At 34.6% G+C, this 15,671-nt stretch carries 17 protein-coding genes; 11 read left to right on the top strand and 6 right to left on the bottom strand.

The window, feature by feature from the left end; all coding sequences use genetic code 11:
- Positions 1-3: 3 nt before the first annotated feature.
- Genes ABJD27_RS23050 through ABJD27_RS23040 form a run of 3 tightly spaced genes read right to left on the bottom strand, consistent with a single transcriptional unit; the run spans position 4 to position 1,874 of the window.
- Positions 4-636: a heavy-metal-associated domain-containing protein gene (locus tag ABJD27_RS23050; protein ID WP_348169040.1), complete on the bottom strand. Its 633-nt coding sequence runs from the start codon at positions 634-636 to the stop codon at positions 4-6.
- 11 nt (positions 637-647) lie between these two features.
- Positions 648-1,412: a hypothetical protein gene (locus ABJD27_RS23045; protein ID WP_348169043.1), complete on the bottom strand. Its 765-nt coding sequence runs from the start codon at positions 1,410-1,412 to the stop codon at positions 648-650.
- A gap of 51 nt (positions 1,413-1,463) precedes the next feature.
- Positions 1,464-1,874, bottom strand: a complete 411-nt coding sequence (locus ABJD27_RS23040; RefSeq protein WP_348169046.1) for a hypothetical protein — start codon at positions 1,872-1,874, stop codon at positions 1,464-1,466.
- 292 nt (positions 1,875-2,166) lie between these two features.
- Between ABJD27_RS23040 and msrA the strand changes: the two genes are divergently transcribed.
- Positions 2,167-2,823: a peptide-methionine (S)-S-oxide reductase MsrA gene (msrA, locus tag ABJD27_RS23035; RefSeq protein WP_348169049.1), complete on the top strand. Its 657-nt coding sequence runs from the start codon at positions 2,167-2,169 to the stop codon at positions 2,821-2,823.
- Between the two features lie 5 nt (positions 2,824-2,828).
- Here the strand turns inward: msrA and ABJD27_RS23030 are convergent, their stop codons facing one another.
- On the bottom strand, positions 2,829-3,632 hold the full coding sequence (locus ABJD27_RS23030; RefSeq protein WP_348169052.1) for a class I SAM-dependent methyltransferase: 804 nt from the start codon (positions 3,630-3,632) through the stop codon (positions 2,829-2,831).
- A 160-nt stretch (positions 3,633-3,792) separates the two neighbouring features.
- Here ABJD27_RS23030 and kdsA point away from each other — a divergent pair, with 160 nt between their 5' ends.
- Positions 3,793-4,611, top strand: coding sequence for a 3-deoxy-8-phosphooctulonate synthase (kdsA, locus tag ABJD27_RS23025; RefSeq protein WP_348169055.1), 819 nt, complete (start codon positions 3,793-3,795; stop codon positions 4,609-4,611).
- 199 nt (positions 4,612-4,810) lie between these two features.
- On the opposite strand, the gene ABJD27_RS23020 is transcribed toward kdsA, so the two are convergent.
- On the bottom strand, positions 4,811-5,167 hold the full coding sequence (locus ABJD27_RS23020) for a DUF1801 domain-containing protein (protein ID WP_348169058.1): 357 nt from the start codon (positions 5,165-5,167) through the stop codon (positions 4,811-4,813).
- Between the two features lie 74 nt (positions 5,168-5,241).
- Between ABJD27_RS23020 and ABJD27_RS23015 the strand changes: the two genes are divergently transcribed.
- The 6 genes from ABJD27_RS23015 (at position 5,242) to ABJD27_RS22990 (ending at position 11,937) form a co-directional block, all read left to right on the top strand.
- Positions 5,242-6,201 (top strand): transglutaminase domain-containing protein, encoded by a 960-nt coding sequence (locus tag ABJD27_RS23015; RefSeq protein WP_348169061.1) that lies wholly within the window; start codon positions 5,242-5,244, stop codon positions 6,199-6,201.
- Positions 6,202-6,296: 95 nt separating this feature from the next.
- Positions 6,297-7,652, top strand: coding sequence for a Gfo/Idh/MocA family oxidoreductase (locus tag ABJD27_RS23010; protein WP_348169064.1), 1,356 nt, complete (start codon positions 6,297-6,299; stop codon positions 7,650-7,652).
- 8 nt (positions 7,653-7,660) lie between these two features.
- Positions 7,661-8,728, top strand: a complete 1,068-nt coding sequence (locus tag ABJD27_RS23005) for a galactokinase family protein (protein WP_348169067.1) — start codon at positions 7,661-7,663, stop codon at positions 8,726-8,728.
- Positions 8,725-9,603 carry a sugar phosphate nucleotidyltransferase gene (locus tag ABJD27_RS23000; protein WP_348169070.1) on the top strand — a complete coding sequence of 293 codons (879 nt, stop codon included), beginning with the start codon at positions 8,725-8,727 and terminating at the stop codon, positions 9,601-9,603. The genes ABJD27_RS23005 and ABJD27_RS23000 overlap by 4 nt, the downstream gene beginning before the upstream one ends.
- On the top strand, positions 9,600-11,411 hold the full coding sequence (locus ABJD27_RS22995) for a sodium:solute symporter family protein (protein ID WP_348169073.1): 1,812 nt from the start codon (positions 9,600-9,602) through the stop codon (positions 11,409-11,411). The genes ABJD27_RS23000 and ABJD27_RS22995 overlap by 4 nt, the downstream gene beginning before the upstream one ends.
- Positions 11,412-11,442: 31 nt before the next feature.
- Entirely contained in the window at positions 11,443-11,937 is a 495-nt protein-coding gene (locus tag ABJD27_RS22990) for a hypothetical protein (RefSeq protein WP_348169076.1), read from the top strand.
- A 31-nt stretch (positions 11,938-11,968) separates the two neighbouring features.
- On the opposite strand, the gene ABJD27_RS22985 is transcribed toward ABJD27_RS22990, so the two are convergent.
- The gene (locus tag ABJD27_RS22985) at positions 11,969-13,933 is read right to left on the bottom strand and encodes an alpha/beta fold hydrolase (protein WP_348169079.1); all 1,965 of its coding nucleotides are present in this window, start codon (positions 13,931-13,933) and stop codon (positions 11,969-11,971) included.
- Positions 13,934-14,073: 140 nt separating this feature from the next.
- Between ABJD27_RS22985 and ABJD27_RS22980 the strand changes: the two genes are divergently transcribed.
- The 3 genes from ABJD27_RS22980 (at position 14,074) to ABJD27_RS22970 (ending at position 15,669) form a co-directional block, all read left to right on the top strand.
- Positions 14,074-14,727 carry a hypothetical protein gene (locus ABJD27_RS22980; RefSeq protein WP_348169082.1) on the top strand — a complete coding sequence of 218 codons (654 nt, stop codon included), beginning with the start codon at positions 14,074-14,076 and terminating at the stop codon, positions 14,725-14,727.
- 116 nt (positions 14,728-14,843) lie between these two features.
- A complete protein-coding gene (locus ABJD27_RS22975) occupies positions 14,844-15,284 on the top strand; it encodes a hypothetical protein (protein ID WP_348169085.1) in 441 nt (146 codons plus the stop codon).
- A gap of 94 nt (positions 15,285-15,378) precedes the next feature.
- Entirely contained in the window at positions 15,379-15,669 is a 291-nt protein-coding gene (locus ABJD27_RS22970) for a transcriptional regulator (protein WP_348169088.1), read from the top strand.
- The last annotated feature ends 2 nt before the right edge of the window (positions 15,670-15,671 follow it).

The raw sequence follows: 15,671 nt of genomic DNA, 5'->3' as shown, positions 1-15,671 counted from the left end.
AGTTTAGTATTCTACACGTTCATAGGCGCAACAACCAGGAAGGCCATCATACGTATCTGAATGTGCTTTATGATTTTTTGTATCATGTCCAGCATCTGCCACTGCTTTTTCAATAGCATCAAGCGTTGTTGCTTTTTTATCAAAGCTCACTTCTAGCATCTTTGTGTCTTTATTCCAGCTTGCCGTAGTTACTCCCATAAGGTCTGTAGTTGCTTTTACAATACGAGCTTCACACATGGCACAATTACCTGCAACAAAAGCTGTTTTTGTTATTAGATTTTTGGCCTTTACAGCGGTTTCCTTTTTGGGAGCTGTCTTCATAGCCTCTACTGTTCCATCAAAACGAACAACACGTCCTGTCACTGGGGTATATCCAGCCTTTACTACTTGTTTTTCTACAGATTCGATGGTCAATGCCTTTTCTGTAGGATACGCAAAACTAAAGTCACCAGTCTCGATGTCGATCTTTACTTTTTTGATGCCTTTAAATTCTTTAAACTTTTTCTCAAGACCATAGGCACAAAAAGGACAGCCTAAACCATCTACTTGTACTTCAAATTGATCATAACTCTTTTGTGCTTGTAAAGCAGGTACTACCATAAAGACGGTAAGTACTATTAATAGGATATTTTTCATATTATTTATTTTTAAAACGTGTATCTAGTTCCTAGAAATACACTGTAATTTAACTCTCTTGTTTCGGGTAGATTTTGGATAAGTGGTAATTGTACTGCGAGGTCAAAAGTGATGTTCTTTCCTGCATATTGTATGCCTTGTGCATACAATAATTGATACCAATCTCTATCTGTAAATAACGAACTCGTATATTCAAAATACAAGTTCACTTGCTTGTTAGGGTATTGTGGTTTGAGTAATGGGAGCCCTACGCCAAATTTCCCTCTAAATTCATCGACTGTTGCTTCTGGAGACCAATTATAACCTAGCTCTGTAGAGATTCCATATTTTAAAGTTTCATATCCAGAAACAATACCATAATAGCCTTCATAAAAACCAGTGCTCTGACCTAGTAAGTCTACCTTATCTCCTGTAGGGATACTTTGAAAGGTTTTTGCTATCACTCTAAAGGTCTTTCCTGTAGCGTCTTTACGATAAAATTGATACTTCCCTAGTACTTTAATATCGGCAAGGGCACTTCCAGATGTCCCATCGTTAAAATCGTAGTTTATATACGGTATATGGACTGCAAATAGTGAGTTGGATGTCGGTAAATAATGAAGCATAATAGGCACATATACCGAGGTCCCTCTCTCTGTATCTCTAATTTCTGTTAATGTTTTGGCAGTAAAACTACCGCCTCCTAACATAATAGGCTTATCTGCTGTAATTGGGGGTCCTTGTGCATTTGCTTTCGCGAAAGCAAATAAAACAACAACCAAAAAAATATATTTCATGATGTTATTAATTTATGATTATACAATACTGCTAGCGTAATGCATCATAAATCAAATTAGGAACTGCTCGTGAAGAATCGTTAAGTCAGAGACTATATCTGGTGGTGGATATCCATCAAAGGGTATGGCTTGAGGTGCCGATATTTCAAATAGATGAATATAACTATCGTAAAAAGCAACTAAGAATTGTTGTTGCTCTAGACTAATTTTTTGTAAAGAATGCTTGAGTTCATCTTGACCTTTAATCACAATTTGCTCATTATGACAACAACTCATCTCTTTCATATCTGAAGAAGATTGTGCCATTGCCATTCCCATACCACAATCTTTTGCATCTTTAAAAAGAGCTACATCTACAAGTATATCTCCACAATAATGCATATCTACTGTAAATGACATCGTAGTAAATATCACTACACATGCCATTGTAATTGCTGTTATTTTATGAAGTATTGTTTTCATAGATTATTGGCAAAATTACAAAAATAATACCAATATCATGTTGGTTTAACATTCTGTTGGGTTTGCAACCTTATAAAGGATTCAAAAATCATGTTCGCAAAATGTATGGTTTTGAGATGTATATATCATAGAACAATCTTCTTTTTAGAATTACATACGATGTTCTATAATAGAAATAATAAAGATTGTATCTTGGAGAGACCATCTTCATCTTAACATAGCATTAATATAGTACGAAGTAAGATTCTTCTATTTTATAAGACCAATTAGGAAAGTGAAATCAAAACCAAACATGAAATTATCCATAATTATTGCAGGATTAGCTCTTGCTATTTCTTGCCAGAACGCTCCTACAAAACCTAGCGAACCCACAGTGTTGCCAGATCCTGTACAAACACAACCTCAAGATGGATTCTCAAAAGCTTACTTTGCTAGTGGTTGCTTTTGGTGTGTAGAAGCTGTTTACGAAAGTGTAGAAGGCGTAAAAGAATCTATTTCTGGGTATAGTGGTGGTCATACAGAAAACCCAACATATCAATCCAGTAATACAGGTCGTACAGGACATGCAGAAGCTGTAGAGATATATTATGACCCGCAAGTAGTATCATTTTCTACACTAGTCGATGTGTATTTTGGATCACAAAATGTCACACAAGCAAATGGACAAGGTCCAGACAGAGGATCACAGTATAGGTCTATCATTTTTTACCAAAATGATAAAGAGAAAGAAATTATTTTACAGAAAGTAAAAGAGCAAGAAAAAATCCATGGGGAGGGAAAAATTGCTGCAGAAATACTACCCTTTCAAAAATTCTGGAAAGGAGAAGGGTATCATCAAGACTATGAAAGGCTTAATCCAGGCAGTAGATACATCCAAAATGTCTCTATCCCAAGGTTACGTCGTTTTCAGAAAAAATTCCCTCAATTACTTAAAAAGAATGCGCATTAAACAACTTAAGGTTTTCTAACTTTAAGCTCAAAAAGAAGCGGATATAAACGATCTTTAGTAACATAAAGGTCGTTTTCGTTTTTTATAAGATCTGGCAAAACATCATACGGGCTTTCATCATGTTCTCTAAGAAACTCTACAACAAGACCCGCTTCTGTAAGTGCAGAAACAACATCTCCAAGGCCATGATTCCACCCATATTCTTTACTTACCATCTTTGAGTTTACATCTGCATATGTGCCTTCGTATTCTTCATAGATAGCTTCTTGTTGATGATATCCATATTTTAACTCGGCTTTTCCAGAAGTATAATCAAACATCCATACTAAGGGATGAAAATCTACTATATAAAAAACACCTCCAGAAGCCAAGCGCTCTGAGATCATTTTTCCCCAAGGTTTTAAATCGGGCAACCATCCTATAGTACCATAGCTTGTTATCACTATATCAAATACATCACTTATATGACTAGATGTTTCTAAAACATTACAACATACAAACTGAGCATCTAGTTTGAGATCGTTTGCTAGTTTTTGTGCCAGTGCAATTGCTTCATCGCTTAAATCTACCCCCGTACACATTGCACCCATTCTAGCAAAACTCAACGTGTCTTGTCCAAAATGACATTGCAAGTGTAATAACGACTTCCCTTTCACATCTCCTAAAGCTTGAAGTTCGTATTGATTTAAAGAGCTTTCTCCAGAGAGAAAAGCATCCATATTATAAAATTCACTTGCTGCGTGAATGGCTACTTTTTGATTCCACGTATCCCGATTGACTTCAAAAAAATCTTGTTTCTCGTTTGACATAAGACGAATATTATACTAAAATTGAGGTAAAAGATACTCTTTTTACCTCAAAATGTATTCTCAAAAATAGTACATACGCTTTCTTGTTTTTAGCTTTATCTTTGCACATATTTTTATGAGTAGTACGCTTTCGCGAAAGCGTACTTAACACAAAGACATTATGCAATTATCTAAAATTCCTAAACTTAAATTTACAGACGGAGATAATTTTTTTCTTCTCGCAGGTCCTTGCGCTATCGAAGGCGAAGATATGGCCATGCGTATTGCAGAAAAAGTATTAGAAATCACAACTAAGCTAGAAATCCCTTATATATTTAAAGGAAGTTTTAGAAAAGCAAATCGCAGTCGTGTAGATAGCTTTACAGGAATAGGTGATGAAAAAGCATTAGAGATTCTTGCAAAAGTTTCTGAACGATTTGATGTCCCAACAGTTACAGACATACACGAAGCATCTGATGCGGCGCTAGCAGCTCAGTATGTAGATGTACTACAAATACCCGCTTTTCTTGTACGTCAGACAGCTCTTGTTGTGGCAGCGGCTAAGACTGGTAAAGTAGTCAACTTAAAGAAGGGGCAATTTATGTCTCCTGAGAGCATGCAACATGCTGCAAAAAAAGTAACCGATACCGGAAATGAGCAAGTTCTAATTACAGATCGCGGAACCATGTTTGGGTATCAAGATATGATTGTAGATTTTAGAGGAATCCCAACGATGAGGCAATATGCTCCTACTGTGCTTGATGTGACTCACTCATTACAACAACCTAATCAATCAAGTGGTGTGACTGGAGGTCGTCCAGATATGATAGAAACAATTGCTCGTGCAGGTATTGTAAATCATGTAGATGGGCTTTTTATAGAAACTCATTTTGATCCGGCAAATGCAAAAAGTGACGGTGCAAACATGCTAGATATTGCATATCTAGAAAAACTATTAACAAACCTTGTTGCAATACGCAAAACCGTAAACTCTCTTTAACAGAGAAGTAGACACCAATTACTCACAATAGACCATAAAAAAAGGGAACCTTCCCCCAAAGGTTCCCTGCTTGCTAGATAAGATACATATCTTAATAATTGATTAGCAAGTTGATTATGCTTATAATAACACAAATAAACTTTTAAAACAACAAAAATAACAATAAACCTAGCTTCTATACAGGGTTAACGTAGTATTGTTATCTAAATTTCATATTTAATGTCGCTGCACTTCTTAATACATCTTGTAAAATTGTAATATCTATATCTTCTGGATTGTAATACCGAAGTGATCTTAAATTTTTACGTTTTTCTCCTCCTACAAGGTGGTCTTTATGAATATCAATATATATGCCAGAAGTAAACCCTACATCGACAAACGTTTTTCTAAAATTTAAAAAACAACACATTTTCCCGTGCACACTATAAAATGGTAAATGCCATTTAAACTGCTCGTCTACCTCAGGAATTGTGTGCTTTATTATAGCCTGTATTTCTATAAGCATGGTACGCCAAGGTTCTGGTTTTGATAATATATAATCTTCTGCTGGATTCAATGGTATAGCGTTTTATTTTTGATACATTTGAGTAAATGTACTTTAAATTGATAAAACAGTATTGCTTTTGTTTCATGGTTCTTTTTTATGCTTTCGCGAAAGCGCAAACACCAACATCTATAGAAGAAAAGGTGCGTACCTATCCTAAAAGCATTCATACAATCAAAAGTCTTTCGGATAGAATTCAACATGATTTTTCTACAAAAGAAACACAGACAAGAGCTATCTATACATGGATTGCTACAAATATTGCTTACGATCTTATAGATTACTATAGTTTGCGATCACCAAATCGTATTTATTATTATTCTGAAGAAGAACGTGTCCGCAAAATACGAGAAGCGCAAACAGCGCTTATCAATAAAACACTCCAGACAAAAAAAGGATTATGTGAAGGATATGCTACTTTATTTCATGTGCTCTGTGAGGAATTAGGAATTCCATCGGTTATTATAAATGGGTATACAAAAACGGATTCAAAACTTATAGGAACAAGCCCTGGTTTTAAAAATCATGCATGGAACGCCGTATATCTCAATGATCAATGGCATCTTATAGATGTTACTTGGGGAGCAGGACAGGAAATAGAATATCGTAGAAAATGGCAGTTTCAGTTTAATGAGAGTTATTATAAAGTAGCTCCAGAAATCTTTGTAAAACATCACTATCCCCAAAATCCAATTTGGCAACTTATAGAATCTCCCATAACAAAAGAAGATTTTTTTAAAAAGCCCTTATTTTATAGTAGTTATTTTTCTTCAGGTGCTGTATTATCTGACGCTCAAAATGGTACAATTCTATTATCAAAAAACACCAAGTACATATATCTTCATTTTGAAGAAGTCCCTAAAGACAGGACATTATACTATACGACACAAGCAAATAAGGAGCCTCGTAAAGTAAGAATTAAACAACATCCAAAAGGTGGATTTACAGCAAAAATCAAAGTAACCGAGAGATATCCTATTACGCTTACTATCTACAATAAACAAGAAGCTATTATTGACTTTAAAGTAGAAAGCAATTATAATTAAATGCAAGTATTAAAATAGGTACATCAAAAGAATGTCTATTCTAAAGATTCAACTTAAAAATACCTATTTTTGAGAAACATCAAAATATAAATCCTATGAGTTCTCGACGTGATTTCATGAAAAAAACAGCGCTAGTTGGCACTGGAGTTGCATTATTACCTAATCTAGCATTTGGAGCGACAGATACCTCTAAAGAAAAACTACAAGTAGCCCTTATTGGTGTTGGCTTAAGAGGCACAAACCACCTAAACAATTTATTACAACGCAAAGATGTTGTTATTACCGCAATATGTGACATAGACCCTAGTCGAATAACTATTGCCAAAGAACATATAGCAAAGGCAAAATTTCCTACGCCTATCTTTTTTGGAAAAGATGACTATGACTACAAAAACCTTTTAGAAAGAGACGACGTAGATGCAGTGATTATCTCTACCCCTTGGTTATGGCACACCCGTATGGCTATAGATGCTATGAAAGCTGGCAAATATACAGGTGTCGAAGTCTCTGCTGCAAATACCTTAGAGGAGTGTTGGGATCTTGTAAATACCCATGAAGCGACTGGATCGCATGTAATGATCCTAGAAAATGTAAACTATAGACGAGATATTCTTGCTGTTCTTAATATGGTGAAGCAAAATCTCTTTGGGGAATTATTACATTTTAGATGTGGATATCAACATGATTTACGCTTTGTTAAATTAAATGATGGTAAAACGCCCTATGGAAAAGGTGTTGAGTTTGGAGAAAAAGGAATCTCAGAATCAAAATGGCGTACGCAACATTCTTTATTACGTAATGGCGATGTATATCCTACACATGGTGTAGGACCTATTGCTGCGATGTGTAATATCAATAGAGGAAATCGTTTTGTATCCATGACCTCTCATGCAACCAAAGCTGTAGGCCTCAATAAATACATTGTAAAAAACGGAGGTGCCGATCATCCAAATGCAGGACTCAACTGGAAACAAGGTGATATCATCACTTCTACGATTAATACCGCACAAGGAGAAACCATTATTGTAACTCATGATTGTAACTCTCCTCGTCCCTACTCTCTTGGTTTTAGAGTTCAAGGAAGTGAAGGACTATGGGAAGTAGATGGTAATAGAATTTATATTGAAGACAAGAGTGAGCCACATCGTTGGGATGATGCTGCTCCTTGGTTAGAAAAATATGATCACCCTTTATGGAAGAAATATGGGGAATATGCTACAGGATCTGGCCATGGAGGGATGGATTTTTTTGTTCTTAATGCTTTTATAGAATCTGCAAAACAAAATATAGCACCGCCACTTGATGCCTATGATGCTGCTGCTTGGAGTGCTATCACTCCTCTTTCTGAAGCTTCTATTGCAAACAATGGAGAGCCTCAGGATTTTCCTGATTTTACGCGAGGTCTTTGGGTAAGTCGCACTCCTTATAACTGGATAAAAGACACTTACTAGTAGTATATATGACATCAAAAGCCCCAGGACGTATTTGTCTTTTTGGAGATCATCAAGATTATTTAGAACTTCCGATTATCGCTTGTGCGATCAATAGGTATATTACTGTACAAGGAATCCCAAATGATACAGATTCTTTTAAGATACATCTACCTGACCTCGGAGAATCATCTAGTATACGCTTTCGCGAAAGCGATCTCAGTCCCATAAAAGGAGCACATCTTCCCACCACCTTATATGTTGTAGCACAATATGGCTGTCATCCCAATAAAGGGTATGATATTACTATACAAGGAGATATCCCCATCAATGCTGGGTTATCCAGCTCGTCTGCTATGGTTGTTGCATGGGTACAATGGTTACTATCTACCTTTGGATGCAATCAAGAAACTACTCCCGAATTTATAGGAAGATTAGCTTATGAAGCTGAGGTTGTTGCTCAAAACTCTCCTGGAGGGAAAATGGATCAATATACCAGTGCTATAGGTGATATTATTTATTTAGAAACAGACGAACGTTCCTATCATAAAAAGATTGAAACCACATTAGAAGGCCTTATTATAGGTGCTTCTGGCGTTTCTAAAAATACGATAGGTGTTTTAGGAGATTTAAAAGGTCAAGCGCTAGAAGCACTAGCAATTATTAGAAAAGAAGTACCTACATTTTCTGTTCATACAGCAACAGTTTCGGATTATAATCTGTACAAGACATTATTACCTGCTCATTTAGATCCATTTTTCTATGCGACTATTCATAATCATATGATCACGCAAGAGGCACTTTTCGCTTTAAGCGAAAAAGAAATAGATTATAAAAACATAGGACGTCTATTAAATGCGCATCACACTATTTTAAAAGACACACTACAGATTACAGTTCCTAGAATAGATGCTATGATCGATGCTGCATTACAGGCTGGTGCCTATGGAGCAAAAATTGTAGGGTCTGGTGGAGGCGGATGCATTTGTGCACTTGCTCCTCTTGAAAAGCAACAAGCTGTTATTCAAGCTATACAACAAGCAGGCGCTGTAGATGCGTACGCAGTACAACTTAGTAAAGGAGTTCATATACTATGACACATACATTAATCATACTTGCTGGAGGCGCTTCATCCCGCATGAAAAAATCAATTGCATCTGACCTCTCTGATGACATGGTTGTACAAGCAAATACACGAAGCAAAGCATTGATATTACTCAATGATAGGCCTATGCTAGATTATGTGTTATATACAGCAAAACAAGCAGGAATTACACGTGTTATTATTGTAATTCATCCCGAAGGAGCATTATTTAAAGAATATTATGGGAGTCAAACAATCAATGATTTTCATGGAATACGTATTTCATATGCAGTTCAATATATTCCAGAAGACCGTATAAAACCTCTTGGCACTGCCGATGCTTTATTACAAGCGATGGAGCAATATCCCGAATTAAAAACAGACACTTTTTTGGTTTGCAATTCAGATAATTTATATAGTAGTGCTGCTTTTTTTGCTTTGCGCGAAAATAAAAATCCGCATGCATTTTTAAATTATGATCGTGCTGCACTTGAATACCCTATGGAGCGTATCGCTCGATTTGCCTTAACAAAAGTAACTGCAGATCATTATTTACAAGCTATTATTGAAAAACCTGCCGCTTCTGAGGTTGAGCATTATAAAAATGATGATGGTACGTTTAGAGTGAGTATGAATATTTTTAAGTTTGAAGGAGCTTCCTTTTATCCATATTTAGTGATCTGTCCTATTCACCCTGATCGCAATGAGAAAGAACTTCCAACAGCTATTCTTGCTATGATAAAAGATTATCCAGAGGCTATGCAAGCTATTCCATTTGCAGAACATGTGCCTGATTTAACAGGAAAAAATGATATTTTTATCATGAATGATTATCTTTCTACGCAGGTTCCAACATTGGACTGGGATAAACAACCACTATACTTATGATTGACTTATCAACCTTAGATCTCGTTATTATTATTGCACTATTTGCTATCATCCTTTCTGTAGGAGTATATGTAGGTAGAACCTCAGGGAAAGACACCGCTCAGTATTTTTTATCAGGTCGTAGTATGCCTTGGTGGTTATTAGGACTTTCTATGGTTGCTACTACCTTCTCTACCGATACTCCTAATCTTGTGACAGATATTGTACGTACCAATGGTGTTTCTGGAAATTGGGTTTGGTGGGCATTCCTAGTTACTGGTTTACTTACTGTTTTTGTATATGCAAAGCTCTGGCGTAAGTCTGAAGTAAATACAGATATTGAGTTCTATGAATTACGTTATGGAGGAAAGCCCGGAAAATTTTTACGAGTATTTAGAGCTGTTTATCTAGGTATTATTTTTAATGTACTAGCAATGGCTGGTGTGACGCTTGCTGCAATCAAGATAGGGGAAGTCATGTTAGGGTTAGATCCTTTTACGACCGTAGTTATTGCAGGATTAATTACTGTTGTTTTTAGTGCCATTGGAGGGTTTAAAGGCGTTGTATATACTGATTTTATTTTATTTTTTGTAGCTATGGCAGGTGCTTTTGGAGCTGCATATTATATCGTAGGAATGCCTGAAATAGGAGGACTTGATGCCTTAATATCTCACGAGAATGTAAAAGATAAACTAAATATATTACCCGATTTTGATGACACAAGTACTTTAATTACACTACTCATTATTCCACTTGCAGTACAATGGTGGAGTAGCTGGTATCCTGGATCTGAACCTGGTGGTGGGGGTTATGTAGCACAACGTATGCTTGCTGCAAAAGATGAAAACCATGCTATAGGAGCTACGTTCTTTTATAATATTATGCATTATGCTATACGACCATGGCCATGGATTCTTGTCGCACTTGCATCTCTGGTTGTTTTCCCAGATCTTGCTAGTATACAAGAAGCGTTTCCAAATGTCTCTGAAGATAAATTAGGACATGATCTTGCCTATTCGGCGATGCTTACGATGCTTCCTAGCGGACTTCTAGGTCTTGTTCTAGCATCATTGTCTGCAGCCTATATGAGTACCATTAGTACACATCTCAATTGGGGTGCTTCTTATGTAGTAAATGATGTGTATGCACAACAAATTAAACCAGAAGCTTCTGAAAAAGAACTCGTTGCTGTAGGTCGTGTTACTACTGTAATTCTAATGGTCATAAGTGCAATCATCGCACTTGCACTTACCAATGCATTGCAACTTTTTGATATCATTCTTATGTTTGGAGCTGGTACAGGACTGATCTTTATACTCCGCTGGTTTTGGTGGCGTATCAATGCTTGGACAGAAATAAGTGCGATGATTGCTTCTGGAGTGATCTCGTTACTTATTGCTTTTACACCTTTGGGAGAAACACTTTTTGGTGATGGTGGGGTTTTCCCCGCTTACGCGAAATTTCCTTTCGTCGTATTCTCATCTACTCTAATATGGGGAATTGTTACTTTCATAACACAACCAGAATCAAAAGAAGTGTTGTATCGTTTTTATAAGAAAACACAACCTGGAGGTCCTGGATGGAAAAAGGTCTTGGATGATGCTCACGAAGACCAAGAGGAATTAATACAAACTACTGAAGCTTGGAGCGTTCCTTCTGGAATACTAGCGATGCTTATAGGGTGTGTCTTTATTTATAGTGCGATGTTTACTATGGGATATTTTATCTATGGAGAAACAACAAAAGCATTTGCATTACTGGCTACGTGTATTATTTCTGGATTTATCTTATCACGTGTTTGGAAAAAGATTAAAGGAAAGGTGTTGTAACTTATTCAGGAGTATTCATATATTTATAAAGATGAAAAAGATTTTAGTTACCCTCCTATTTTTAGTATCATTTTCGAGTTTGATTACCGCTCAAGAAAGTACTTCTATATATAAAGAAGCATTACAGATTATTGAAAATAGCCCTACGTTTAAGAAGCTTGGTGTCGAAAAATACACCACATCTATTCAGACAACAAGTTTTGGAAATCAAGCCTATGCATTTTGGTTAGACGACTCAACTTTAGAATTTCCAGATCGTGATTTTGCAAACTATTTAGGAGAGTTATATGCTTCTATTGAAATTCCTTCTTTTAAAGAATTACGTATCAAAAGAAGATCAAAACATGTCTTCTTTGTTTCCGAAACAGAGCACGGTGTATTTGCTATCGAACTTTTGGTTTTCAAACGAAAACACAATCAAAAATACCCTCGATTTTATCAAGGAAAAAGCTACTCTTTCCTTTTTAGAAAAGATTCAGAAAATAGTGTGAAGTTGATTCACAATTTGGAAATTGTGAATAATTGAGGGTGCTAAAAACAAGATTAAGTATATCTCATTAATGTTTTTCAAAAAATTTATTTGATGTATCTAAGATATACCCTAAACCATTTGTATCACGAATGGTATGTCCTTCAAATCGCATAACTTCTAGCTTCACATTTTTTTTATTCTCTTTTAAAAGTTTAGCCATTTTACGAGCTTGTTCTACAGGAATTATTTTATCGTATTTTCCATGAAAAATCAGGATAGGTTTTTCAAAATCTTTCGTATAATTAATTGGACTAATCTTCTCTAAATACTTGCCTTTATTATACCCTAATGCTTTATTCCAAAATTCATATGAAAAATAATTTTTCTCTTTTTTTTGAACCTTCATCCAGTTTTTAATATCAGTAGGCGCAGAGACTGCAACTCCAGCCGCAAAAATATCTGGGTACTTAAGCAAACTCATATAAGTAGCATACCCTCCATAACTATGACCAAAAAGGAAAACATTTTGTGGATCAATTCCATATTTTTCAATTATTGCTTTTGTTGAATCTGCAATATCATTAATCATAATATCATCTATACTGCTTATACCTGCAAGTAAATGTGATTTCCCAAAACCTGTAGAGCCTCGAAAATTTACTCTTAGAGTAGCATATCCTCTACTGGCAAAATATTGAGAAAAATCATCAAATTCCCAATAATCCCTGGACCAAGGACCACCATGTGGTATAACTACTAACGGAATGAGTTTTTCACTAGCTTCCTTCTGTAAAGGCAGATTAAGGTAACATGCTATTTTCTCATCATCACGTGCGTTAATTACAATACTTTTTGTTTTTGATAATTTATATTTATTAAGCTCATCATTAAAATGAAACATAACAGCATAGCTTCCATCACTTGCATCATATATTCCGATATTGCCTGCATTATTATCGCTCCATTGATGTATTAAAAAACGATTGTTTTTTGAATCTACATCTATAATATCATTAATATACCCATTATAATCTGTATTCAATTTTGTGTAAACTTCACCATATAAAGATGAAAACCATTTATATTGAGGAGTAAGTCCTTCATATTTTATACCTGCGAGTTCTCCCTTTGGATAATCAAATATGAATTTTACATCTATTCCATGAGGGTCCTTAACATCACAAATAGCGTCTTCAACTAAGACCTCCTCAACACTCTTGTTTTTAAGATTATAAGATATCAATCTGCGCTTGTCGCTTTTATGATTTGATGTTAAATAAACAATATTTGGATCATACCCAAAGCCCTCAAAAAGTACAGATTGATCTAAATAAGATTCCCCGTCTATTGTCAAACTAAATTCAGTACCATCCATGTATACTACAAATGGAGATAATTCATTTTGCTCTGAATTGTATTCAAATTGAGTAATCTCTTTATCCTCATACTTAAGTGCAAATCGAGGATTACCATAGCTGTCTACAATCCATTTATTTGCTTTATGCTTTTTTCCTTCAAGTACAGTAATCTTTTCTCCAGTAAAAATATTTACTTTTTTAAGAGAAGCATGAAGATTGTAATCATAAGTCTCTATTAAAATTTCATTCTCCTCTCCAGGCAATAAACTAGCCACCGTATTATATCTATAGTTTTTATATTGTTTATACGAATCTTTAGTCAACTTATCAGCGAGTCTATTTACAAGTTTGATAGAGTTATTTCCATCAGTATCCATCGCTAATATTTCTCCAGATGATTCATACATAATCCTCTTTGACGTTAACCATATAATGTTATCTATACTTGTAGATCCCATTGGTATTTCTTTATGCAATTTATATTCATCTATATCAACAATAATAATGTCACTTGTAAAGTCATCTTCGATAACTTGGGCAAAAAACTTACCGTCTGGTGAAATAGAAAATGTGTGCCGATTATTCTTTTTTAAAAGTACTTCTGTTGGCACTAATTCTGGAATTGAATCTTGAGCAACAATTATAGAAAATGTACATAGTAAACAAATAGAAAGAAATACTTTTTTGATCATAGTAAATTATAAAATATAAAACTAATTTATTACTAATAGTTTAAAAAGGAAACTGTTAGTATTTTTTATTTTGAATAAACTCTTTTTCTTCTTGCAAATCTCAAAATAAATATTAACTTTGAATTTCAAAGTACTTTTATATGGAGTCAAATAAATATTTAGAAGATATTGTCAGTATTAAGTCGATGATGAGCAAGTCATCTCGGTTTATGTCTTTAAGTGGATTTTCTGGGGTACTGGCAGGGATATATGCCTTAATTGGCGCTTTTATAGCACATAACATTCTTACAACCGAGCAACTTACCTCTGGTGGTGCTAGGTATGCCTCGGTTGTAGGATTGATTAAAGCATATCTAACTCAGGGTTCTGGAGCCAAATTACTATGGGTAGGCCTTATTGTTTTGTTTGCAGCAGTAAGCACAGGAATCATCTTAACCATACGTAAAGCAAAAAAGCACGAAGAAAAAATATGGGATCCGTCTTCTCGAAGACTATTGATTAATTTTATCATACCATTACTCACTGGAGGTGCATTCTGTCTTGTGTTATTACAATATGGACTTATTGGTCTCGTTGCTCCTTGTACATTGATTTTTTATGGATTAGCGCTTATTAATGCTAGTAAATTTACTTTAGGCGATATTAAATATCTAGGGCTTGCCAATGTGATTATAGGATTAATTAGCACTCAATACATAGGATACGGCATCTACTTCTGGGCATTAGGTTTTGGGGTATTGCATATTATTTACGGTACGATTATGTATATAAAATATGATTTAAAAAAGAAGTAACTGGGTGGTTGTTTTATAGAAAACGTATTTTTTATAAACGTTTTCTGAAAAACTTTCCGTCACAAAATTATAAGGAGTATTGCATATTATTTATAGTGGTATAATATTGAATAGGAATGAATTATTTATATAAAACATATTATATCCAACTTCTAAAAACAAAAAAAATAATTTGGGTTTTTATTATATTTCCAATTTTTAGTTGTCAATTTTGGGGTGATTCAGAAAATATAATGATTAAGGAATATTATAATCCAAAATCAAATATGAAAGTTGTAATTTTTGAAAAACTCGGAAACGCAACTGTTAACAATTCAATTCAAGCATCTATTCATGGACCTAACTTTGAATTAAATAATGCTGAAGTGGGAAATATATTTGTTGCCGACAAAATTGAAGGAATAAAAAAATCAAAAGATAGTTTACTGATAGTAAATTGGATCGATAATGCAACAGTAGAATTTACGTATCCAAAAAAAGTTCGGATTTTTAAAACTGAAAAACAATTTGAAAATAACAATAGAAAAGTAAGAATTAAATATAAATCAACAGATTAAAAAACAACACATAAATAATATTTATAAACTTAAAACATCATGTACTTTTGATAGCAATTAATTCTTTATATGCTTTCGCGCAAGCACAATAACAATGTCAATAATAACCAACATAAATAAAGCTTTTGATCATAGGATACGTCTTGGGATTATGAGTGTACTTATGGTAAACGAAAGTGCCGACTTTAAAGAACTCAAAGAACTCTTAGGTGCCACTGATGGGAATCTAGCAAGTCATACAAAAGCTCTTGAAAAAGAAGAATATATTATTGTAAACAAAACCTTTATTGGACGAAAACCAAATACAAGTTATACCGCCTCTAGAAAAGGAAAACAAGCTTTTAAAAAACATATCGAGGCATTAGAAAAGCTCATCGGGAAATAGAA

The sequence above is a fragment of the Dokdonia sp. genome (assembly GCF_039945015.1).
In the GTDB taxonomy this organism is placed as follows: Bacteria; Bacteroidota; Bacteroidia; order Flavobacteriales; family Flavobacteriaceae; genus Dokdonia.
Note: the sequence above shows the minus strand (reverse complement) of the source record. Positions and strands in the feature narration are given on the sequence as shown.

Bases quoted from the DNA above. Each gene is read 5' to 3' on its own strand.
- ABJD27_RS23050 (WP_348169040.1), bottom strand. From the start codon at position 636: ATGAAAAATATCCTATTAATAGTACTTACCGTCTTTATGGTAGTACCT.
- ABJD27_RS23045 (WP_348169043.1), bottom strand. From the start codon at position 1,412: ATGAAATATATTTTTTTGGTTGTTGTTTTATTTGCTTTCGCGAAAGCA.
- ABJD27_RS23040 (WP_348169046.1), bottom strand. From the start codon at position 1,874: ATGAAAACAATACTTCATAAAATAACAGCAATTACAATGGCATGTGTA.
- msrA (WP_348169049.1), top strand. From the start codon at position 2,167: ATGAAATTATCCATAATTATTGCAGGATTAGCTCTTGCTATTTCTTGC.
- ABJD27_RS23030 (WP_348169052.1), bottom strand. From the start codon at position 3,632: ATGTCAAACGAGAAACAAGATTTTTTTGAAGTCAATCGGGATACGTGG.
- kdsA (WP_348169055.1), top strand. From the start codon at position 3,793: ATGCAATTATCTAAAATTCCTAAACTTAAATTTACAGACGGAGATAAT.
- ABJD27_RS23015 (WP_348169061.1), top strand. From the start codon at position 5,242: ATGGTTCTTTTTTATGCTTTCGCGAAAGCGCAAACACCAACATCTATA.
- ABJD27_RS23010 (WP_348169064.1), top strand. From the start codon at position 6,297: ATGAGTTCTCGACGTGATTTCATGAAAAAAACAGCGCTAGTTGGCACT.
- ABJD27_RS23005 (WP_348169067.1), top strand. From the start codon at position 7,661: ATGACATCAAAAGCCCCAGGACGTATTTGTCTTTTTGGAGATCATCAA.
- ABJD27_RS23000 (WP_348169070.1), top strand. From the start codon at position 8,725: ATGACACATACATTAATCATACTTGCTGGAGGCGCTTCATCCCGCATG.
- ABJD27_RS22995 (WP_348169073.1), top strand. From the start codon at position 9,600: ATGATTGACTTATCAACCTTAGATCTCGTTATTATTATTGCACTATTT.
- ABJD27_RS22990 (WP_348169076.1), top strand. From the start codon at position 11,443: ATGAAAAAGATTTTAGTTACCCTCCTATTTTTAGTATCATTTTCGAGT.
- ABJD27_RS22985 (WP_348169079.1), bottom strand. From the start codon at position 13,933: ATGATCAAAAAAGTATTTCTTTCTATTTGTTTACTATGTACATTTTCT.
- ABJD27_RS22980 (WP_348169082.1), top strand. From the start codon at position 14,074: ATGGAGTCAAATAAATATTTAGAAGATATTGTCAGTATTAAGTCGATG.
- ABJD27_RS22975 (WP_348169085.1), top strand. From the start codon at position 14,844: ATGAATTATTTATATAAAACATATTATATCCAACTTCTAAAAACAAAA.
- ABJD27_RS22970 (WP_348169088.1), top strand. From the start codon at position 15,379: ATGTCAATAATAACCAACATAAATAAAGCTTTTGATCATAGGATACGT.